The organism is Paenibacillus flagellatus (assembly GCF_003217775.1).
Lineage (GTDB): Bacteria > Bacillota > Bacilli > Paenibacillales > NBRC-103111 > Paenibacillus_AB > Paenibacillus_AB flagellatus.
On sequence record NZ_QJVJ01000003.1, the window covers coordinates 313,795 to 333,172 of the forward strand.

Consider the following 19,378-nt stretch of genomic DNA (forward strand, 5'->3'; position numbering starts at 1 on the left):
GTCCTCCTTCACCGTGATAGACTGGGGTCAGTACGTGATCCGGCGATGCGCGTACTGTTCCGTTATTTTTTTGTTGTGCTCGTCGCCTCCGTCGACGTTGGCGCTGACATACACCGGCGGGGTGCGACCCGACTCGGTGAAGCGCTCGATGATGTCCGCCGTAAGCGCTTGCGCGATCAGCGCTCCGACGACGCTGGAGGCCGAGCCCGTCTTCACGTCAAGCCCCGGTACGTCCAGAAGGACGTCCCCGTACGGACACCCGTTGTCGATGACGACGTCGGCGATTTCGAACAGCCTTTTCCCGCTCGGATGACGGCTGTCCGTCTGCCCCGAATGATCGAGCGACGTGACGGCGACGACCGGTATGCCGCGTCTTGCGCATTCGAGCGCCAGCTCCACCGGTGCTCCGTTGCGCCCCGAATTCGAGACGACGACGAACGCGTCCTCCGGACGGACGTCGTGGAGCTCGAGCAGCCGATGCGCCGTATCGGGATCGCGCTCGAGCTCCACGAGGTTGATTGCCCCCGATCGGTCCAGCGCGGCGATATCTTCAAGACCGACCAGCTTCATCGGCGCAAGTCCGCCCGCCCGGCCGCACATTTCCATGCCGAACGCCCGGGAATGACCGGCGCCGAATACGTGGATCACTCCTCCTTGCAGCAGCCGTTCCGCCAATCGGCCGCCCGCCTCGCGGATCGCTTCCATTTGACCGACGCGCACCCGCTCCGCGATTTCCAGGATGGAGGCGAAGACCGCTTCCGCTCCGAACTTCATGCCCGCATCTCTCCTTCCGCTAAAGTCCGGTCGATGACCGGCAAATGAACGCTCCGTCCCAACGATTCCGCCGCCAGCAGGATCGCGCCGACGATCGGCGGATACGACGGATCGCGGACGTCGACGCCGGGATCGTAGGCGCGCAGCGTCTGCTCCAAGCTGCGGCGAACCCATCGCGCCGATTGGAACACGCCTCCCGTCGGATAGACGGTCCGGACCGCATCCATGCCGGCGATGCCCGACGCCCGCATCTGCGTCAGCACGGATACCGCCAGCTCTCCCAGCTCCGTGCCCGCCTGCAGCAGCACCGATTGGGCGACCGCATCGCCTTCGTTGGCCGCTTTTTCGACGAGCGTCGCCAAATCGGCGATGTCGCCGCGGCCGATTTTGTCGGCATGAACCTGCTTCTTGACGCCCCAATAAGACGTTTCCCCGAATCGGTCCAAAATCCGGTCGTGCAAAACGGTTTGCGGTCCCAAACCGTTGTCGTACCGGATGCCGGCCTTGATCGCCTGCAGGCCGATCCAATACGCGCTGCCTTCGTCTCCGAGTATGTGCCCGTAGCCTCCCGCGACGAACTCGTGCGGCCCGTCGCAGTAATAGCCGATGCTACCACCTCCCCCAATAAGAAGCACCCCGTCGTTGCGGCCCGCCGAGGCGCCCGCCAAATTCGCCTTGACGTCGCCCTCGATGACGAACCGGTCGACGCGGAGACATTCCGCGATCCAGCCTTTGATCATGTCCTCATGCTCTTTATGGACGCCGCTGATGCTGACGAACGCCGCATCGACCGTCTTCATCAACGTCGTCCGGGCGAGCAGCGTTTGCAGCGACTGCTGAATCCCTTGCTTCGATTTCGTCTGCCCGTTAAGCGTCAGCATGTGGTCGATCGGCGGGCCGCTCGCCAATAGGCATGTGCCGTTATCATGGTCGTACAGGCACGATTTCGTCGACGTTTGTCCGCCGTCAATTCCAAGCAAGTACATCGTTTCGGTTCTCCCTCCGATCCGGTTCGCAACAGCCGACCGGTCATATCGCGCGGACGAAGCGGGCGGCGATTTCCCACGGCGCCGTAATCGACGTCCCCACGACGACGCTGTGGGCCCCCCGGTTCCGGATCGCCTCCTGCACTTCCTCCGGCTTCGAAAATCGTCCCTCGCCGACGATCGGAATATGGACCGTCCGGACGAGCGTCTCGATCAGATCGAGATCGGGCCCATCCGTCTTGACCGTATAGGACGTATACCCGGCCATCGTCGTCGCCGCCAGATCCGCTCCGCACCGTTCGGCGCGCACCGCCTCCTCCGCATTCGAAATATCGGCCATCACCGCCAGCTTCAGCTCGGACCGGATACGTCCGACGAGTTCGCGCAGCTCCTCCTCATCCGGCCTCGCTTCGGCGGTCGCGTCTATGGCGATGATGTCCGCTCCGGCGTCGGCCAGCTTTTCGGCGCTTTCGAAATCCGGGGTAATGATGCGGACGCCGCGCTTGTCGGGCGCCTTCCATATGCCGATCATCGGCAGCGGCACCGTCTTCTTGATTTCCCGGATGTCGTCCGGTCCGTTCGCCCGGATGCCTCCGGCACCGGCCATGAGCGCGCATTCCGCCATCGCCCGCATCATGCGCGGGTCGCCGTAGAACGGCGTCCCCGGCCACGACTGGCACGAGACGATCAGCTTGTGCTTCAGGTTGTCCACCATCGTCGGGTTCCTCCTTGTAAGCGGTTGCCGATTGCGGCAACCGGAATCAGTACAGCTTGTCGAGTATCGACGCAGTCGTTTTCCACAGCTTGCCTTCCGCCATGGCGTTATCCTCCGACAATTGCAGCGTCAGGCTGACCGCGATCAGCTCGATGACGAACAAGATCGACGTCTTGCTCTTGAAGCTGTCGACGATGTTCGCGATTCCCCGCTGCGAGCAGACGAGCCGGATGTCCGACGCTTCCGTGATCGGCGACTTGCTCTGCCCCGTAATGCAGATCGTCTTCGCTCCGGCCGAACGGGCCGAACGCAAGGCGGCGACGACGTCCTTCGTGCTCCCTTGCTGGGAGATGGCGACGGCCGCATCCCGTTCGTCCAGATGCGCCGCGGATATCGACTGCATATGAATGTCCGAATGGGCGTCCGCCATCAAGCCGAGGCCGGTCAGCTTCATCTTGAGCAGCTGCGCCATCGGCCCCGATTCGCCCAGGCCGTAGATCATGATCCGTCGGGCGGCGGCCAGCGTATCGATCGTTTCCTTCAACGCTTCGCGGTCGATATAAGACGCCACGTCCAAAACGCTGTTCGCCGCGGTTTGGGCCATCTTCATCGGCAGACTGTCGTCCTCCTCGGCGTCGGCGTTCGATGTCGACCGTTCCGTCGCTTGGGCGAGCCGGATTTTCAATTCCTGGAAGCCGTGCAGCCCGATCGTTTTCGTAAACCGCGTGACGGTCGATTGGGCGACCTGCAGCTCGTCGGCCACCTGCGTGACGGAGCTGTACATGATTTTCTCGGGGGAATTCAGCACGAAGTCGGCGATCCGTTTCTCGGTGACGCTCAGCGTCCCGTACAAGCTTTGAATTTTGGCGAAAATCGTGGCTCCGTTGGTTACCGGCTCCGCGACCTTTTGCGTCTGATCCGACATATGGATATTCCCTTCTTCGATTCGACTGGATTTACACCCAGTATAGGGGCGTGCGGCCGTTTTTGCAAGGATATTTTTTCGACGTAATTGTTGTGATAAATATTTTATCGACGACGATTCTCTTCGATTTCTTCACCAAACCGTTTGCTTGAGCGCCAGCCGGGCCCGTACGAATAATCCCCCGCCTCCGGTATCCGGAAACGGGGGATTCGAGCTTTACCCTTTCAGCGATAACAGCCACTCTTCATAGCAATCGCCGCATAGCACCTCGAACCGTTCATCGGCTTCTTCTTGGCCGTAAACGGTAATACTGTGCGCCTGCTCGGATTCTTTTTCGCAATAGTAGCAGCTATAGGTCATCGTCTTGTCCTCTTCCTCGCAACCTGACTTACTCTACTTCGATCTTCGAATTATCCAGCTTGTGGTTCTGTTTCGCCTGTACGGGCCCTTCGGTTTCGATGTTCTCCGGGTTGCCCAGCTGTTCGGCCCGGACCGTTTGCTCGAGCTGCTCGGCCCCGGTTTCGGTTTTCCGCTCGTTCACGAAATCGTTCCTCCTTCGGTTCGTTTAAGTCCCTTCCCGATCTTGCTTTTCGATATGCCCTTTTATGGCGGCCATGGCGTCTTCTTCCGCGCTTTGAATCGGATCGGAGCCGTCCTCCACGATACGACGGTTATCGTATTGTTCGTTTTTCATGTTCACGGGCGCGAAGACGTCTTCGGTGGAATTCGTATCCGTCATGACGGTTCTCCCTTCGACTTGTAATGGGCCGTACCGGCTTAGTATTCGTCGCGCCTCTCCCGTTATTCCGAAATCGCTTACCCATCGCTTGACGGACCGCAAGCATAAGCGGCTCGGGGGTCGGGCATACTCCTAACAAAATACGGCCACACAAGGAGAACGGCAATGAAAATAACCCACGAAGTCGGGCTTTCGTCGACCGAAATAGCGGGCTTATGGTCCACTTATATCAACGAATGCATGTCCGTTTGCATCACGAAGCATTTCCAGCAAATGGACAACAGCGATGACATCGCAACGCTGATCGACCGGACGCTGCGGATGTCGCTCGACCATCTGTCTTTCATCCGGGGCGTGTTCGAGGCGGAACAATTTCCGATCCCGAAAGGGTTTTCGGACGAGGATCTCCATCTTTCCGCTCCTCCGCTGTTTTTCGACCTGTTTCCGGTCAGCTATATTTACGGGATGAGCCGGATGGCGCTGCTGAATTACAGTATTTTGACCTCCAACGTCGCCCGCAAAGACATCCGGACGTTTTTTTCGAATTGCTTGAAATCGACGCTGGACTTGTACAACTTGTCGGTCAACTTGATGCTGGCCAAAGGCATCTACGACCGGCCTCCGATGATCCCTTACCCCGAGCGGATCGAATTCATCCACAAAAAAGAAACGTTTTTGTCCAAATGGCTGGAGAAGCAGCGTCCGCTCAACGTTCTCGAGCTGTCCGAAATGTTTTTCAACATCGAGCGAAACTACTTCGGGCTCATTTTGCTTACGGGCTTTATCCAAGTCGTCAACGACGACGAGATCAAGCAGTTTCTCATTCGCGGCAAGGAACTGACCATGAAGCAAATTCATTATTTGAACGATACGTTGGTCAAGGACGATTTGTCGGGCTCGATCATGGTCAATTCCGAAGTGTCGACGTCCACCATATCGCCGTTTTCGAACCGGTTGATCATGACGCTCGTCACGATGCTGAACACGCAAGGCATGACGTATATCGGACATGCGCTCGGTACGGCCAGCCGGGTCGACTTGGTCGCCCAATATTCGAAGCTGATCCCGGAAATATTGGACTACGGCAAGGAAGGCATGGATATCATGATCGCACGGAAATGGCTGGAGGAGCCGCCTCACGCTCCCGATCGCGAAAAGCTGGCTCACGTATGAACAAAGAAACAGCCGCTCTTCGGAACGGCTGCTTCTTTCGTTTCGGTTCGGGTTAAGACTCGAGGGCGTCCTCGGTTTCCGAATCTTGCTCCCGGCTTGCCGCGATCACTTCGCGGTCCGCCTCGCTTCCGCCCTGGATCGCCTCGGCGGCTTGGGCCTGCTGTTCGAGCTGCTGCTCGATTTGGCCGATCCCGTGCGCTTCCTGATGCTGTCTGCTCGTTGTCATCGACTGTCTCTCCTCCTCTCGATTAGGAAATTCATTCCTTACTATGCGCATCGGAGGTCCGAACTATGCCGGAGCCGGCGAACGCAAAAAAACCGCCGATCACTCGGCGGCTCTTCCCGTCTGATTAGGCTTCAATCGTCGTGCCGGTCGTAAACGTAACCGGGTACATCGGCCGGTCCGTTTGCCGGTCGGCGCTTTTCAAAGCTTCGAGCTGCGCGGAGCCGAATCCGAGCTCTTGCCCGACCCGTTCCGGCTGCTTCGCCAGCATCTCCAGCAGTTCCGGGCGCGCCACCGCCTCGCTGATCAATTTCTCCACCGCGATCGCCGTCATGTTCTCACCTCCTTTCGATAGGCGAGCTCATTACCGGTATTCGGCACGGCTTCTTCTCCCGTCCCAACGAATGTCCGGAAGAAGCGCCTCCCGCTTCCGGCGAATCCGGTCCGCATGGGGCAACAGCGCCGCGATCATCGAGCGCAGCACCGGGTCGATGTCGCGCGTCGGCTCGTAGCCGAGCCGGAACAAGGCGTCGTGTTCGGGCCGGTAATGGTGATCCTCCATTTCCATTCGCGGATTGTCCACATGCCGGATGTCCGGCTTCAAGCCGAATTCGTCCGCGACCGAGGCGACTTTGTGCGCCCAGTCGGCTAGCCGGTACACATTCTGAAACTGGTTCAGCACGCGATATTGTCCCGGTTCCGGCGGATTCTCGACCGCAAGCGTCAAGCATTGCATCGAATCGGGCAGCGGAATGAAGCCCCGCTGCTGGCGGCCGCTGCCGTACAGCGTGAGCGGATGGCCGGCCACTGCCTGACAGCAGAACCGGTTGACGATCGTGCCGAACGCTTGATCGAAATCGAGCCGCGTCGAAAGCCGCCCGTCTTCGTTCAACGCGTCGGGATAGGCGCCGAACACGATGCCCTGCATGATGTCCGTGGCGGCGAGTCCCCACAGCTTGCAGGCGAACATGACGTTGTTCGAGCCGTGCACCTTGCTCCAGTGGTACCACGATCCCGCTTGGCGGGGAAACGGAAGCCGGTCCTTGCGGCCGCGGAACTCCACTTCGAAAAACCCTTCCGGAATGTCCAGGTTCGGCGTGCCGTATTCGCCCATCGTCCCCAGCTTGATCAAATGGGCGTCGGGCGCGTGTGCCTTCATCGCGAACAACAGATGGAACGTCGTCGTCAAATTGTTCGTCTGGACGAAGACGGCATGATCCACATCGATCGCCGAATAGGGCGCCGAAGGACATTCGGCCAAATGAACGATCGCTTCCGGCCGGAACTCGCGGACGATCCGTTCGACGAAGCCGTAATCGCGCAGGTCGCCTTCCCAGAACGGCATGCTTTTGCCGAAGCGTTCGCGGAACGCTTCAAGCCGCTCGCTCATCGGGGCAACCGGAATGGCGCTCCACGCCCCCATCTCCTCCACCCACGCCCGCCGGAAGTAATTGTCCGCCCCGGCTACCTCATGTCCCCGGGAGGCAAGACGTTGGGCCAGCGCCCATCCCAAATAGCCGTCGACGCCGGCGATCCAAACTCTCATTCGAACCTTCCTTCCCCGACCGGCTCCGGCGGCTCCAAGCCAAGCAGATCCGCCCCGGTTTGATCCTTGATGCCGAATTTCCGCACGAGCCAAGCGAAATCGTAGCGCAGCGTCGCCGCCAATTCGGACCGGCGCTCGCGGTAATCGCCCGCTCCCACTTCCTGAAGCGCTTGGTGGATGAATTCGGGATACAGCTTGGCGAAATAGCGGATCATCTGCAGGCTTCCGAGCTCGCCCAAGTAAAGCAAGCCGAACCGCAGGCTGTTGTGAAGCATGTAGGGTTTCAGGTCGGCGATGAACCGGTGAACTTCCGGCTTCGTCTTGAACCGGTGCCAGACGCGCAGCTCCGGAACCGAGACGATTTCCGCCCCGCTCAGCCAGGCGCGCACGCCGAATTCGGGCTCCGCTCCGCCGTACACCTTCATCCCGGAGTCGTAGCCCCCGATCCGGTCGAACAGCGATCGGGCCAGCACGGTTCCGGCCGACGACGCGATCTGCACGAACGGGGGATCCGCCTCGATCGGCGAACGGTTCCAAGTCGTCCCCATGAACGGCACGAGCAGGCTGCAGCCGTACCCCCGAAACGTCGAGACGGTATCGCACACCGTCGCCGCCAAGACGCGGCAGTCGTCGACAAGACGCAGGACCACCTCGTCCCAGCCCGGCTCGAAGCGTACGTGGGCGTCCGTAATAAAGACGATTTCCGCCCCGGCCGCCCGGACCCCGGCATTTCGCGCCCGGGCTACGCCTGCCCGCTCCGGCATGCGGAGAACGCGAACGGCAGCCCGGGACAGGCTCGCGTCCGGCAAACCGGTGCAGCCGTCGTCGTCGGACGCATCGTCGACGACGACGAATTCCAATTCGCATTTCGTTACCCGCGTATCCGAAATGCAGCGAATCGTGTCCGCGATACGTCCGGCTTCGTTTCTCGCCGGGATGACGATGCTGATCGTCGGTCGAACGGTCACAAGCGGCAACTCCTTCCTTCGCGTACGGGGGTTCCTTCTTGACATTCCAGATGGTACCACAGCCCGAAAACGGGAGTCATGAGGTTCGTTACCCAAATCCAAAAACCGTCTGCCGTGGGCAGACGGTAACAAGTTCGATGACAGCGTCACGCATGGAGCGAATAACGATGTCGGCCGTTTCCATGCGACGCTGCGGATCGATTCGGGGGCGGCGCGATGACCGGGTCACGCTGCGTGCAAGCCGATCCTTCCGGCCGGGGCCGAAGTTCGGCCGCTCCGCTTGTCGAATCGCCTCTACCGGTACGACGCGATGCCGGCCTCGAACGCCTTTTCGTCGCCATGCACGATGCCGTGAAGCGCTTCCTGCAGGGCGAACGTGCTTTGGTAAAACGTGACGCGCTCCAGCAGTTCCGCGCCGTTCGGGTACAAGCCCGCGACCAAACCGTAAAACGGCTCCCCGTAGCTGGCGCGAAGTCCGGCCAAATCGTAGGCCGGGTCTCCCGGGCCGGAGCCGCCGAAGTCGATCACTCCCGTGATGCGGCGTTCCCCCGCATCCCATAACAGATTCGACGACCCGAAATCGCCGTGAATGATCGTGTGCGCGGCGGCCGGCAGCCGGGTGCCGCGCACATACGTTTCGAACGCGCGCGAAACGTTCTCCCTGGCGTCGGGCCGCATATGCGGGAAAAGCTTGTCCCGGATATCGGCGTACAACGCCTCCATTTCTTCGTGCGGCGTTTTGGCTTCGTTGCGGCGAGCGTACGGGATGCTGTCCGCGGGAATCGCGTGCAGCCCGGCGAGAAATTCGGCAAGCTGAGACGCCAAGCCGAGCAAGGCGTCCCGATCCCGAATCCGGCTCAGCTCGTCTTTCCATAACGGAGTCCCGGGAAGGAGCGCGTATCCCATAAACGATTGTCCGGCCGATTCGGCGAACGAATAGTACGCCGGCTCGGGAACGGGCAGCGATACGCGATCCCGGATCGTTTGCAGCAGGACGACCTCGTCCCGAAGCACCGCCGCTCCCGACGCATACTTCGGAAACCGGAACACCCACTTCCGATCGACGACCCAGACGTCGTTGTTTTGACCGGTCTCGATTCGCACCGCCTCGCCGAACGTAAAGTCGGGGTACGTAAGCCGAATCCGCTCCATCTGTTCTTTCACGCCACACGCCTCCTTCGCTATAGAATCCAAATCGTACTAAAAGCGTTCCCGTCCCCGCCGCCAACGAAAAGAGCCGCACCGGGCGGCTCCATTCGTTCGCGAGCATGGGATCAATACAGGCGCCCGGCCGATTTCGGAAGCGCCCGGACATGCTTCAGATAGGCCGTTACCCTATTGTCGTCGTCAAAAGGGTACTCGAAGCCGAGCCGGTTCGCCACTCCGATCGCCGTGTCGCGGAACAAGTCGCCCATTTCGAACAACGCGTCCCACATTCGGTTTACGTCCGCATCCGCATACGTGCGAACGTACGACTCCCATTTCGCCGGCTCCAGGCAGCTTTTGAAATATTTGCCGCACTTCCCCGGATCGGCCGTAAAGCCGGAGCGAATACCGATATGCCAGGTCAGCATGAGCGCAACCATATCTCTCACCGGGCGGTCGACCATGAATTTCGCGTACGGCAGCTCGTCGCGCCACAATCCTTTGGCCACGTACGTGCTGACCCACCAAAATTCGTTGCAGCAGTCGGCAAACTGCTTCGCCGACGGAGGTGCGGGCAAATAATCGTGGTTGCTCGGCGGCGGCAGATCGCCGGCAATCCCGTCCTTGTCCAGCAGCATCAAGCTGAGACTGTCGTCGCGGCAGCGGGAAATGCGTTCGACGGGGCAATACGTAAGATCGATCCGGTTCCCGTCCGTGAACAGCATCAAGAACGCGAACGAGTCGCTCCGGTCGTTCGGCGGGACGACGTTGTCGTCCGGCGTTTGCATGATCAGAATGTCGCCGAAGCGCCGAATCCAGCTTCGGTCGGCGACGAAATCGTCGACCGACGTCACGAAGTAAACGATATCGTAATCCTGAAACAAATCCCGGGGCGCGTCGGGATTGACGCGGGAGCCGTTCATCATGACGGCGCGAATGCGCTCGTCCCCGGCTGCGAACCCGAGTATCGTATCCATCATTTCTTTGTCGCTTCGCCTGTTCATGGTCCCAACCTCCGAATTGGAATGTTAACTCGCTGCTTGCGAATGACCGAAGGCGGGCCGCGAATGCGAACGGATCGAACGCCGGATCGGCCGGCACGTTACAGCTTGTTCAGCCTTTTCTTCATCGTAGACAGGCTCCTTTCGTCCCGGCGTATTTTTCCATATCATACCACGCCGGCTTCCGGAGAACCAGCGTCCCAAGCGGCGGATTCGCGGTTACGTCACGGTCTTATCCTGGAACGCGGCCGCCTCCCCGGACTTGGCATACGCCTGCAAAATCGAGTCGAGCAGTCCGGGGAACCGGTATTCCAAATCGTCCGTGCGAATGGACAAAAATCGCTGCGTCCCCTGCACGCGGACACGGACGACGCCCGCTTCCCGCAGCGTGCGGGAATGATGGGACAGCGTCGACCGGACGACCGGTACGTCCATGCCGCCGCAAGTCCGTTCCCCGGCCTTCCGCAGCTCCGCGACAAGATGCAGACGGACGGGATCGCTCAGGGCGTATAGAACGGAAGAGAGCTGGATGTCGTCCCGATCGGGATGGTATAGCGGCTTCATGGCGGCGACCTCCTAAATGGGATGAAAACCAATGATTGCATTTTACCATAGCCCGTGATATATTTCTATTGTTCGATTATAATCGAAATATCAAAACTCGGAAAGAGGGATACCGATGTCGAAGCCGCTTGCAGCAACGCAACGATTGCCCAAGCAAACCGCCATGCGGGAAGGATTGGTAACCTCCATGCTCGGGGTGGCCATCGTCCTGGTCATTATGAATACGATGATGTTCAATTTGGCGCTGCCCTCCGTATCCCGCGATTTCGCCATGTCGCCGTCCGCCGTGTCGTGGATCGTGACTGGATACTCCATCGTATTCGCCATCTCGTCGATTACGTACAGCCGGCTGTCCGACTTCGTCCCGATTCGGCGCCTGTTCGTCGCAGGACTGTTGTCGCTCAGCGTCGCGGCCGTCGCCGGCCTGTTCAGCGACAGCTTCGTGCTGATCCTGATCGTGCGCATTTTGCAGGCTACGGGGGCGGGCTCGATCCCGGCGCTGTCGCTCGTGCTGGTCAGCCGCTACATCCCCCTCGAACGCCGCGGCAAGGCGATGGCCACGATCATGTCCGCCGCTTCGCTCGGCCTTGGGCTCGGCCCGGTCGTCGGCGGCGCGATCGTCCAATATTGGGGCTGGCATTTCCTGTTCGTCGTCACGGCGCTCACGCTGCTGCTCGTTCCGTTGTTTATGGCGCAAATCCCGAAGGAAACGCCGGGCAAAGGCTCCTTCGACGGTTGGGGGGCGCTGTTCGTCGGGGCGGGCACGACGGGCATTCTTCTCTTTTTGACGACGCAAGCGTGGCTTGCGGCGGTCGTCGGCATCGTCGCGCTCGTCCTGTTCGCGGTACGCATCCGCCAAGCCGCCGATCCGTTCGTGCAGCCGGCGTTATTCCGCAACCGGTCCTATCTGCTGCTCGGCGCGGTCGGCATCGTCGCCTACATGTGCAGCTTCGCCACGCTTTTTCTGATGCCGCAAATTTTGGTCAACTTGTTCGGGTTGAGCGCGATCGAAGCGGGACTGGTCATTTTCCCCGGCTCGCTGCTCGCCATGCTCCTCTCCCGCCGGGTTGGCGCGATCATCGACCGGCACGGCAACGGCAGCATTCTCAAATTCGTCCCGCTGCTCGTCTTGGCGGCGGCCGTCCTATTCGCCCTGTTCGCGGGTACGGCTTATGTCGCGATCATGCTGATCTATATGCTGATGAGCGTCGCCTTCACGTTTTTGTCGAGCAGCATTTCGAACGAAATGTCGCGGATTTTGCAGCCGTCGCAGCTCGGCTCGGGACTCGGCCTGTTCCAGCTGCTGCAATTTTTCAGCGGCGCGTTCGGCGTCGCGGCGACGGCAAGCGCGCTCGTCTGGCAGCGCAGCCTTCCTCTTCCGGCCGCGTACGGCAACATTTATTGGGGTATGGCGGTGATCGCGGCGGCGGCGATCGGCTGCGCGTACGGATACCGCCGCTTCGCCTCGCGGCAGGCCGCCCGGACGTGAGGAACCGGCGTAAACGGCGTCTGAAGCGGACATACGCAAAACGAAACGGAGACAAACCCCGCGGGTGCGTCTCCGTTTCGCTTGTTCCGGAACCGTGCTGTCGACGATTCGCCTACGTATCCATCCAAATCGCCAGCAGCGCCTTCGTTTTCTCCTCCAGCGTGCGCTTTGCCGGGGCGGACGCATGACGCTCCATCGCCGGATTGTTCAGATGCTTCAAGAAATCGTGCAGCGCCTTGGCCGCCTGCTTGCGCTCGCCGAACATTTCGGCCTTCTCCAGCGCGTTCTCCAATTGCACGGCGAGCGGCCCCCGAACGTCGCCCGATTCGATATAGCGGCCGAGCCGCTCGCGGATCGACGCCAAGCTGACGAGCGTCGTCACCTCGATAGGAGCGCTCGGCTCGGATTCGACCCCGAGCGCATCCCGGGCGACGACGCGGAACGTATAAGTCGTATCCGCAGCCAAGCCGGTCGCTTCAAAAACCGTACCGGTTACGGTGGCGATCCGGTTCGCGTCCCGGTAAACGTCGTACGTCACGGTGCTCCCCTCCGTTCCGGCGACCGGCTTCCAGGCCAGCGCGACGGTCGTGTCCGTAATCGACACGGCTCGCAGTTCGGCGGGCGGTTCGATCGTTTCGACCGTACGGAACGACCAAATGTCCGATACCGCGCGGCCGCCGAAAGCGTCCTCGGCTGCGGCATACCACGAATAACCGCGGCCGCCCGCCAATCCCGTCCAGACGACCTCCGCCACTTGTCCGCTTGCGACGTCCGCGACGGCTCCGATGCTGCGGTCCGTATACAGACGGGCCTGCACGTAATCCGTCGCCACCCGCTTCGGCGTCGGCGTCAAGTTCATGACGAGCTCATGCTCGTCCTGCGCCTGATCGTAATAGTTATAATCGTCTTTGTAAGGAGAATACGTGTTGACGTAGATCGAGCCGCTCTCCGCATCGAAGTGGAGCAGCTTCATGTAGCCCATGCCGCCTTCCTCGTGCCCTTGGTAATCGTTCAGCATCTGATACACCTTCCGATCCGGCGCTCCGTCGCCGTCATCGTCCAGCTCGTCGGTCAGCAGGGCGCTGCCCGTGTAATGGCCGCTGAATACGGCCCTTACGTTCGGATTCGGCCGCACGACCTTGTCGTAAATCACGTTGCCGGTCGCCGATCGCGTGCCGGCCGGCTGCAAATAATCGTGCAGACACACGATCGCGATCCGGTCGGGATGCTCGGCCAGCACCCGGTTCATCCAGGCGATCTCCGCCTCGCCGATGCTCCAGCCCATGTACAGGAACAAGAAGTCGTTGCCGTTCGCCGACACGAGGTCGTAATGGCCGCGGTTGTTTTCGTACGATTCCGCATAATAAGGCTTGCCTTCGAATCGGTCCGCTCCGAAATAACGGGAGTACGTCGCATAATCGCTGTTCGTCGTCCCGACGTCGTGGTTGCCGGCCAGCACGCCGTAGGGGATGCCGGCCGCGTCGAGCACGTTCATATACCGGTCGGCCCGCTCCCACTGGTAGTCGGCCGTCGGCTCGTTCACGAGATCGCCCGTATGGACGACGTAACGAATATTCATGTCGTCCGCCCTTTCCTTGATCCAGTTCACCTGCGTCTCGTAAATGTGCGGATACAGCTCCGAGTAAAACTGGGTGTCGGACATCCAGACGAACGTATAGTCGTATTCGCCGCGCGACGGAATCCGATCCTGCACCAGGACGTTCACGACGCGATCCCGGACGTAGTCACCCCCGTTCACCGTCCCTCTCAGCGTAAAATCGTCCCCGGACCCGGGAACGTACGAATCGACGGCGTCCCACCGGCTCGTCCGGTTATTCCACGCGTACATCGTCACTTTGCGTCCGGGCAGCGAATGGCCTTCCCAGACGACCTCGACCTGCGAGCCCGCGGCGACGTCTTCATCCAGCTCGACCTGCATGCGCAAATACGGAAATCGGTCCGTCGAATCCGTCGCCATATACCGATCGTCCGATGCGCTTAGCGAGGCGCGTTCTTCGGCCGTAAGCGGCCGTTCCCCCGCCGGCGCTCCGCTCGAAGGCGGCTCCCATTCCGTCGCATGGGCGAACAGGGAGACCCGCTCCGCGTCATTCGCCCCATAAGCATATCCCACCCGGAAGTCCACCTTCATCGGGTCGCCCGTCGGATCGGCCGCACGAACCTGCAGCGTCGGCGAAAGCGCAACCCGCTTTTCCCCGTCGGACGGGGCGATCAACGCCGGTCGTTCGGGATGCTCCTCCGGCGTCGAGAACGGGACCGCTACCTCCCGGACGTTGCCCGCGTTATCTTCGGCCCTCACGCTCAGCGTATGGTCGCCTGGCATTAAGACGGTGGACGACGCCGGGTACGGGGTCGCGATCGGCTTCCCGTCCAAGGCGGTTTCGATCCGCTTCAGCCCGGAAACCGCGTCCTCGGCGAACGCTTCGATGGAAAACGCGCCCTTGTACCGGCGGCCGGCCTCGATCGAGGTCCGGACAAGCGGAGCCGTATTGTCCACCTGCACATCGATCTCCGCCTGCCGGCCGTCCGGCGAAGCGGCCCGGATTCGGTGGAGGCCGTCGGCCGCCGCCGTCGTATCCCATCGATACGCCAGCGAAGCCAGCTTCTCTCTCGGCAGCTCGAACGTAAAGTAGGCGACGGGGAAAAACCGTCCGTTGTCGCCCAAATCGAGCAGCGCCGCCGGATCCGGATACTCGGCGGAACGGATGACCGTGCCGTCGGACAAGACGAGACGCACGTTCCGCACGTCGAAATCGTCGAGATTCGTCTCGGGGTCGTCTTCGAAGTAAGGCCGGACGTTCGAGCCCGCCCGCAGCGCGATCCGGTTCGCCCCCTCCTTCAGCTTGGCCGGCTCGATCGGTGCCGCCACGGTGCCGAAAAGGTTCACGGCGGCGTCCGCCATATAGACGACGTCGCGGCCGATCGTGACCGCATTTTTGCCGTTCATCCCGTTCGCTTCGAACAGGAGGTATGCCCGTTTCTCCAGCTCGCGGTATGCGCCGCCGGTCTCCGCTCCGTCGATCGAGAGCTTCAACGTCTCCGGGTCGACTCCGTTCGCCGTCGCTTTGACGACGGCTTCCCCCTTCGCGAACGAACCGGCCTTCCAGTCGATTCTCGGGCTCGGGGGGTTCGCTCCCAAATCGATGCGGAACGTTTCGCTTGTCGCGACCTGCGTCCCGTCGGACGCCGTAAAGTAATAATCGAGGAAAGGATGGCCCAGCAGCCGCCAAAAATCGATAGCAGCGCGATACAAGCCGTCCGTCCGGCCCGCCGTCAGATTGACCGTCGTATAGGCGTCGTTCAAGCCCGGCTTGTAATGAAGCTCGAGCGTCTTGACGCCCGTTTCGTCCCGCGCCTCCGCGACGAGCTCCAGCGGCTCCTCGGGGTCCGCTTCCGTTTTGCCGGTTCGGTCGGCGATTTGCGGAGGCGTCTCGTCCGTCCCGACATGATCGCGTTCGCCGGGCACTTGGCCGGGCTCGACGCGCCCCGGCGTTGCCGGATCGGTGCCCCCGCCGATCAGCGCCATTTTGCGGCCGCCGTCCGAAGGATACCGATAAAAGATGCCTTTGTCCGGCGCCGTTATTTCCGAGCCTTCGTTGTAAAAGGCGGACACGATCTCGTGCCCCGTATTCGTCGCGACGACCAGCTCCCGCATCCGCGTATTGGCCATGCCTCCCGAATAAATGCGCACGATATCGACGTTCTCGGTCAAGGACGTGCCGAAATGGGCGTTAAAGTCGGCGACCGTCAGACTCGTGTTGTACGCGTTGATGATCCACAGCACCAACGTGCGCCCGGATTCGAGGACGACGTCGTCGGGAACGAGCTCCCAGACGGTCTCGCTTTCCAAGTAACGGTACAGCATACGGTAATCGTTCATGCGGATCGGTCCATCGGTCTGGTTGAACAGCTCGATGAATTCGTAGCCGTCCGCTCCGTTCACGTTGGCCGTATCCGGCACAAGCTCGGTAATGAGAATCGGCGGTACGTTCCCCGCCGCATCCGCCGCCCGAGCCGGAACCGCTCCGGCCGGCAGCGCCGCCGCGACCGCCATGGCCAGGACGAGCCATACGATCCAACCGTTTCGAATGCGCTTGTTCCTTATCATACTTGCCTCCCGCCTCCATGACATGATTTCGGAATGCCGTCCGATGCGGCTTGTCCCGCTTTCGCGCTTTGGGATCACCCCGTTTCCGACTGGATTCGAATGGGCTTACGGCGACTATGATAGCGGATGCAGGGCGCAAACGGTATTTACCATTTTTTCGTTTCTTTGCGTCTTTTTCGTTGGGAGCCGCGGCATTTCGTAACCAAACGAAAAAAAGCCCGTTTTAACGGGCTTCAGGCAATCGCCTGGAATACGCTTCCTATTCGGTTCGCCGTCACGGCCGGTCTTTCTTGGCTTCGACCGTGCCGAACCGTTTCGCCGAGCGGATGCGCGCGCGCTCGATTTCGATTTCGCGGTTGCGAGGCCCGGCGTTCGTGATGAGGGAGTCCAGCAGCTTGCGGGCTGATTCGGCCACTTCCCCGACCGCGCGGCGGAACGCCTCCTCGTTCGCCTTCGACGGCGTGTTGAAGCCCGACAGCTTTCTTACGAATTGAAGCGCGGCGGCCTCGATTTCGTCTTCGGTCGCAGGCGGGTCGAAATTGAATAACGTTTTGATATTGCGGCACATGGCGCTCTCCTTCTTCTTCGTTCATGGGTTCCTCTTCTTACTTTCGCCCAAAGCGGGCCGAAAAGTCAACCGCGGGGACGGAAGACGGCGCCCCAACCGGCAAAAAAAACATCGCACCGAAATGCGATGTTTTCGAACCGTGCCGGACTTATTGCGGCTGAACCGCGCTTGGATCCATATACATATATTCCCACATATGGCCGTCGAGATCTTGGAAGCTCCACGAGTACATGAACCCGTGGTCGACCGGATCGTTATACGGCTTCGCGCCGGCTTCCAACGCCCGCTTCACGATTTCGTCCACCTGCTCCCGGCTTTCGGCCGCCAAGGCGATAATCGATTCCGCGCTTTTCGCCGTGTCGGCGATTTCTTTCTTGGTGAACGATTGGAAGAACGGCTCGACCAGCAGCATGACGTAAATGCTGTCGCTGATCACCATGCATGTCGCGTTTTCATCCGTAAATTGAGCATTGAATTCGTACCCGACCTTCTTGAAAAACTCGACCGACTTGTTCAAATCTTTTACCGGCAAATTGACGAAAATTTTATCCGACGTAAGCGCCATGTGAATTCACCTCATAAGTTTTTTGGATTTGGTGATTAACCGTGATTTCTCTTGCCTGTGCAAATCGATTATCGCTTTCGACGTCCCCCTCTCGCTCGGGTATGTTGCAATCGGACCGATTTCACGCTTTTAATATACCCCATAGGGAATATTCCTGTCAATGCATATTCAAAAAAAAGTTTGCCGCTCCCTTCGATTCGATCGTCCGTCCGAAAAATCGGCTTCTTACTCGCTTCCTCTGCCGGAAAACGAACAACCGCCCTCGAAAGGGCGGTTGTTATGCCGTGCCGATTCAATTTCCGGGCGATCCTACGATTTCCGGACCGTCGGCCATGATCGATTCCGCGAAGGCGCGCAGCTCGATCGCCTTGCCTCCGTTCAGCCTCGACTCCTCGGCGGCGAACGCCATCAGATGGCTGCGGACGGAAGCCGACGCCGACGTCAAGCTCTCTTGCCCGGTGTAGCGGCGCACTTCGTCCAGGAAGCTTTTCACGATGCCCGAATCGCCGCCGCCATGGCCGCTCGATTGCGCCGGAATCGTGATTTCCGTCTTCTGGTGCGTCAAGAAATCGAAGACGGTAATTTTGCCTTCCTCGCCGCGCAGCTCCCCGCGCGTCCCCATCACTTGAATGCGCCGCTCCTGCTCGAACGTGAAGCCGCACATGCTGAACATCGCGGTGGCGCCGTTTGCGAACTCCATATTGACGACCTGATGGTCGACGACGTTGTTGTCGCTCCGGTATACGCAGCGGCCGTAATTCGTCTCGCGCAGCCCCTGCACGATTTTGTCGTGCGACAAATCCGGCGTGAAGTGCCGCGCCCATCCTTTGAATGCGTCGCTCAAATAAAAGCGGGGCGCCGAGTACGGGCACGTCGTCTGCACCGGGCAATCAAGGCAGCGTTCCGTCGAGCCTTCCGGCGCGTTGCCTTCGTGAAAGTGCATGAGCGAGCCGAACGAGCTGACGCGCTCGCAAGGAGTATCCATGAGCCACGACAGGACGTCCATATCGTGACAAGATTTCGCGAGAATCATCGGGCTGGACGTATCCGAGTTGTTCCAGTTGCCGCGGACGAAGCTGTGCGCGATGTGCCAATAGCCGACATTCTCGTTCAATTGGATCGAGACGACTTCGCCGATCGCGCCGTCCCGGATCTGCTTCTTGATCGCGTTCCAAAACGGCGTATACCTCATCACGTGGCAAATCGTCAGCAGCCGGTCGTTCGCCTTGGCCGCCCGTTCCATCTCGAGACATTCTCTCGGCTCCGGCGACATCGGCTTCTCGAGCAGGACGTGGTACTTCTTGTTCAACGCCTCGATCGTCGGACGGTAGTGCATCCGGTCTTGGGTGCATATAAGCGCGATGTCGGCCAGCTTCGGCTCGGCGAGCAACTGCTCCCACGATTCGTAGCGCGCGCCCTCCGGAATGCCGTGCTCTTGGGCGAACGTCTCGCGCCGCTTGGGGTCGGCTTCAGCCACGGCTACGAACTTCAGCTCATACGGATGGTGGAGCGCATAAGGCGCGTAGGCTCCGGCTCCTCTCGCCCCCGCCCCGATCAAAACGGCTGTCAGTTGATTCATCGTCGATCATGCTCCTTCGCACGAAGTAGTCGGCGCCGGCCAAGGCTTGTTCGCCCCTCGCCTACCGGTCGGGCGCCGCTTGATCCATTTTTTTCGTACCGGCCGGGTCCCGTCATGTCGAGTGACGACACGCCCTCGACCCCATTGTCGAACGATGCGTCGCCGGTGCCCGGCCTTACGGGATACGGCCCGTCATTCCAAACGGAGGATATCCAAACTAATCCAAATCGAAAGGAGAAATTGCGCCAAATCGATCTTTTTTTCATCATAATACCGCTTTCAAATCGTGTC

General features: G+C 60.4%; 20 protein-coding genes. 2 read left to right on the forward strand and 18 right to left on the reverse strand.

Annotation, left to right across the window (positions count from 1 at the left end; all coding sequences use genetic code 11):
• Positions 1 to 27: 27 nt before the first annotated feature.
• From DLM86_RS07960 to DLM86_RS32315, 7 genes are all read right to left on the reverse strand, one after another.
• Positions 28 to 774: a sugar isomerase domain-containing protein gene (locus DLM86_RS07960; RefSeq protein WP_110839455.1), complete on the reverse strand. Its 747-nt coding sequence runs from the start codon at positions 772 to 774 to the stop codon at positions 28 to 30.
• A complete protein-coding gene (locus tag DLM86_RS07965) occupies positions 771 to 1,760 on the reverse strand; it encodes a BadF/BadG/BcrA/BcrD ATPase family protein (protein ID WP_110839456.1) in 990 nt (329 codons plus the stop codon). The genes DLM86_RS07960 and DLM86_RS07965 overlap by 4 nt, the downstream gene beginning before the upstream one ends.
• Positions 1,761 to 1,803: 43 nt before the next feature.
• Entirely contained in the window at positions 1,804 to 2,475 is a 672-nt protein-coding gene (locus DLM86_RS07970) for an N-acetylmannosamine-6-phosphate 2-epimerase (RefSeq protein WP_110839457.1), read from the reverse strand.
• A gap of 46 nt (positions 2,476 to 2,521) precedes the next feature.
• Positions 2,522 to 3,400, reverse strand: a complete 879-nt coding sequence (locus DLM86_RS07975) for a MurR/RpiR family transcriptional regulator (RefSeq protein ID WP_110839458.1) — start codon at positions 3,398 to 3,400, stop codon at positions 2,522 to 2,524.
• A gap of 216 nt (positions 3,401 to 3,616) precedes the next feature.
• Positions 3,617 to 3,760 (reverse strand): hypothetical protein, encoded by a 144-nt coding sequence (locus tag DLM86_RS32310; protein ID WP_170143697.1) that lies wholly within the window; start codon positions 3,758 to 3,760, stop codon positions 3,617 to 3,619.
• A gap of 28 nt (positions 3,761 to 3,788) precedes the next feature.
• Positions 3,789 to 3,941 carry a hypothetical protein gene (locus DLM86_RS32025; RefSeq protein WP_158289387.1) on the reverse strand — a complete coding sequence of 51 codons (153 nt, stop codon included), beginning with the start codon at positions 3,939 to 3,941 and terminating at the stop codon, positions 3,789 to 3,791.
• A 24-nt stretch (positions 3,942 to 3,965) separates the two neighbouring features.
• Positions 3,966 to 4,139, reverse strand: coding sequence for a hypothetical protein (locus DLM86_RS32315; RefSeq protein ID WP_170143698.1), 174 nt, complete (start codon positions 4,137 to 4,139; stop codon positions 3,966 to 3,968).
• A gap of 165 nt (positions 4,140 to 4,304) precedes the next feature.
• Between DLM86_RS32315 and DLM86_RS07980 the strand changes: the two genes are divergently transcribed.
• Entirely contained in the window at positions 4,305 to 5,312 is a 1,008-nt protein-coding gene (locus DLM86_RS07980) for a DUF3231 family protein (RefSeq protein WP_110839459.1), read from the forward strand.
• A gap of 52 nt (positions 5,313 to 5,364) precedes the next feature.
• Here the strand turns inward: DLM86_RS07980 and DLM86_RS32320 are convergent, their stop codons facing one another.
• The 7 genes from DLM86_RS32320 to DLM86_RS08010 form a co-directional block, all read right to left on the reverse strand.
• Complete coding sequence (locus DLM86_RS32320) at positions 5,365 to 5,538, reverse strand: hypothetical protein (RefSeq protein ID WP_170143699.1); 174 nt, start codon at positions 5,536 to 5,538, stop codon at positions 5,365 to 5,367.
• Between the two features lie 124 nt (positions 5,539 to 5,662).
• Entirely contained in the window at positions 5,663 to 5,869 is a 207-nt protein-coding gene (locus DLM86_RS07985) for a hypothetical protein (protein WP_110839460.1), read from the reverse strand.
• 30 nt (positions 5,870 to 5,899) lie between these two features.
• On the reverse strand, positions 5,900 to 7,081 hold the full coding sequence (locus tag DLM86_RS07990) for an NAD-dependent epimerase/dehydratase family protein (RefSeq protein ID WP_110839461.1): 1,182 nt from the start codon (positions 7,079 to 7,081) through the stop codon (positions 5,900 to 5,902).
• On the reverse strand, positions 7,078 to 8,049 hold the full coding sequence (locus DLM86_RS07995; RefSeq protein ID WP_110839462.1) for a glycosyltransferase: 972 nt from the start codon (positions 8,047 to 8,049) through the stop codon (positions 7,078 to 7,080). The genes DLM86_RS07990 and DLM86_RS07995 overlap by 4 nt, the downstream gene beginning before the upstream one ends.
• A 294-nt stretch (positions 8,050 to 8,343) precedes the next feature.
• Positions 8,344 to 9,213 carry a phosphotransferase family protein gene (locus DLM86_RS08000; RefSeq protein WP_110839463.1) on the reverse strand — a complete coding sequence of 290 codons (870 nt, stop codon included), beginning with the start codon at positions 9,211 to 9,213 and terminating at the stop codon, positions 8,344 to 8,346.
• Positions 9,214 to 9,323: 110 nt separating this feature from the next.
• A complete protein-coding gene (locus DLM86_RS08005; protein WP_110839464.1) occupies positions 9,324 to 10,199 on the reverse strand; it encodes an aminoglycoside 6-adenylyltransferase in 876 nt (291 codons plus the stop codon).
• A 216-nt stretch (positions 10,200 to 10,415) separates the two neighbouring features.
• Complete coding sequence (locus tag DLM86_RS08010; protein ID WP_110839465.1) at positions 10,416 to 10,760, reverse strand: ArsR/SmtB family transcription factor; 345 nt, start codon at positions 10,758 to 10,760, stop codon at positions 10,416 to 10,418.
• Positions 10,761 to 10,875: 115 nt separating this feature from the next.
• Here DLM86_RS08010 and DLM86_RS08015 point away from each other — a divergent pair, with 115 nt between their 5' ends.
• Positions 10,876 to 12,249, forward strand: a complete 1,374-nt coding sequence (locus DLM86_RS08015) for an MFS transporter (protein WP_110839466.1) — start codon at positions 10,876 to 10,878, stop codon at positions 12,247 to 12,249.
• Positions 12,250 to 12,361: 112 nt separating this feature from the next.
• On the opposite strand, the gene DLM86_RS08020 is transcribed toward DLM86_RS08015, so the two are convergent.
• The 4 genes from DLM86_RS08020 to DLM86_RS08035 all read right to left on the reverse strand — a co-directional run bounded on the left by DLM86_RS08020 (position 12,362) and on the right by DLM86_RS08035 (position 19,087).
• Complete coding sequence (locus DLM86_RS08020; protein WP_158289388.1) at positions 12,362 to 16,375, reverse strand: FIMAH domain-containing protein; 4,014 nt, start codon at positions 16,373 to 16,375, stop codon at positions 12,362 to 12,364.
• Between the two features lie 274 nt (positions 16,376 to 16,649).
• Positions 16,650 to 16,943 (reverse strand): DUF2277 domain-containing protein, encoded by a 294-nt coding sequence (locus DLM86_RS08025; RefSeq protein WP_110839468.1) that lies wholly within the window; start codon positions 16,941 to 16,943, stop codon positions 16,650 to 16,652.
• A 148-nt stretch (positions 16,944 to 17,091) separates the two neighbouring features.
• Positions 17,092 to 17,508, reverse strand: coding sequence for a VOC family protein (locus tag DLM86_RS08030; RefSeq protein WP_110839469.1), 417 nt, complete (start codon positions 17,506 to 17,508; stop codon positions 17,092 to 17,094).
• A 292-nt stretch (positions 17,509 to 17,800) separates the two neighbouring features.
• A complete protein-coding gene (locus DLM86_RS08035; protein WP_110839470.1) occupies positions 17,801 to 19,087 on the reverse strand; it encodes a Gfo/Idh/MocA family protein in 1,287 nt (428 codons plus the stop codon).
• Between the last annotated feature and the right edge of the window lie 291 nt (positions 19,088 to 19,378).

Bases quoted from the DNA above. Each gene is read 5' to 3' on its own strand.
- DLM86_RS07960 (WP_110839455.1), bottom strand. From the start codon at position 774: ATGAAGTTCGGAGCGGAAGCGGTCTTCGCCTCCATCCTGGAAATCGCG.
- DLM86_RS07965 (WP_110839456.1), bottom strand. From the start codon at position 1,760: ATGTACTTGCTTGGAATTGACGGCGGACAAACGTCGACGAAATCGTGC.
- DLM86_RS07970 (WP_110839457.1), bottom strand. From the start codon at position 2,475: ATGGTGGACAACCTGAAGCACAAGCTGATCGTCTCGTGCCAGTCGTGG.
- DLM86_RS07975 (WP_110839458.1), bottom strand. From the start codon at position 3,400: ATGTCGGATCAGACGCAAAAGGTCGCGGAGCCGGTAACCAACGGAGCC.
- DLM86_RS32310 (WP_170143697.1), bottom strand. From the start codon at position 3,760: ATGACCTATAGCTGCTACTATTGCGAAAAAGAATCCGAGCAGGCGCAC.
- DLM86_RS32315 (WP_170143698.1), bottom strand. From the start codon at position 4,139: ATGACGGATACGAATTCCACCGAAGACGTCTTCGCGCCCGTGAACATG.
- DLM86_RS07980 (WP_110839459.1), top strand. From the start codon at position 4,305: ATGAAAATAACCCACGAAGTCGGGCTTTCGTCGACCGAAATAGCGGGC.
- DLM86_RS32320 (WP_170143699.1), bottom strand. From the start codon at position 5,538: ATGACAACGAGCAGACAGCATCAGGAAGCGCACGGGATCGGCCAAATC.
- DLM86_RS07985 (WP_110839460.1), bottom strand. From the start codon at position 5,869: ATGACGGCGATCGCGGTGGAGAAATTGATCAGCGAGGCGGTGGCGCGC.
- DLM86_RS07990 (WP_110839461.1), bottom strand. From the start codon at position 7,081: ATGAGAGTTTGGATCGCCGGCGTCGACGGCTATTTGGGATGGGCGCTG.
- DLM86_RS08005 (WP_110839464.1), bottom strand. From the start codon at position 10,199: ATGAACAGGCGAAGCGACAAAGAAATGATGGATACGATACTCGGGTTC.
- DLM86_RS08010 (WP_110839465.1), bottom strand. From the start codon at position 10,760: ATGAAGCCGCTATACCATCCCGATCGGGACGACATCCAGCTCTCTTCC.
- DLM86_RS08015 (WP_110839466.1), top strand. From the start codon at position 10,876: ATGTCGAAGCCGCTTGCAGCAACGCAACGATTGCCCAAGCAAACCGCC.
- DLM86_RS08020 (WP_158289388.1), bottom strand. From the start codon at position 16,375: ATGATAAGGAACAAGCGCATTCGAAACGGTTGGATCGTATGGCTCGTC.
- DLM86_RS08025 (WP_110839468.1), bottom strand. From the start codon at position 16,943: ATGTGCCGCAATATCAAAACGTTATTCAATTTCGACCCGCCTGCGACC.
- DLM86_RS08030 (WP_110839469.1), bottom strand. From the start codon at position 17,508: ATGGCGCTTACGTCGGATAAAATTTTCGTCAATTTGCCGGTAAAAGAT.
- DLM86_RS08035 (WP_110839470.1), bottom strand. From the start codon at position 19,087: ATGAATCAACTGACAGCCGTTTTGATCGGGGCGGGGGCGAGAGGAGCC.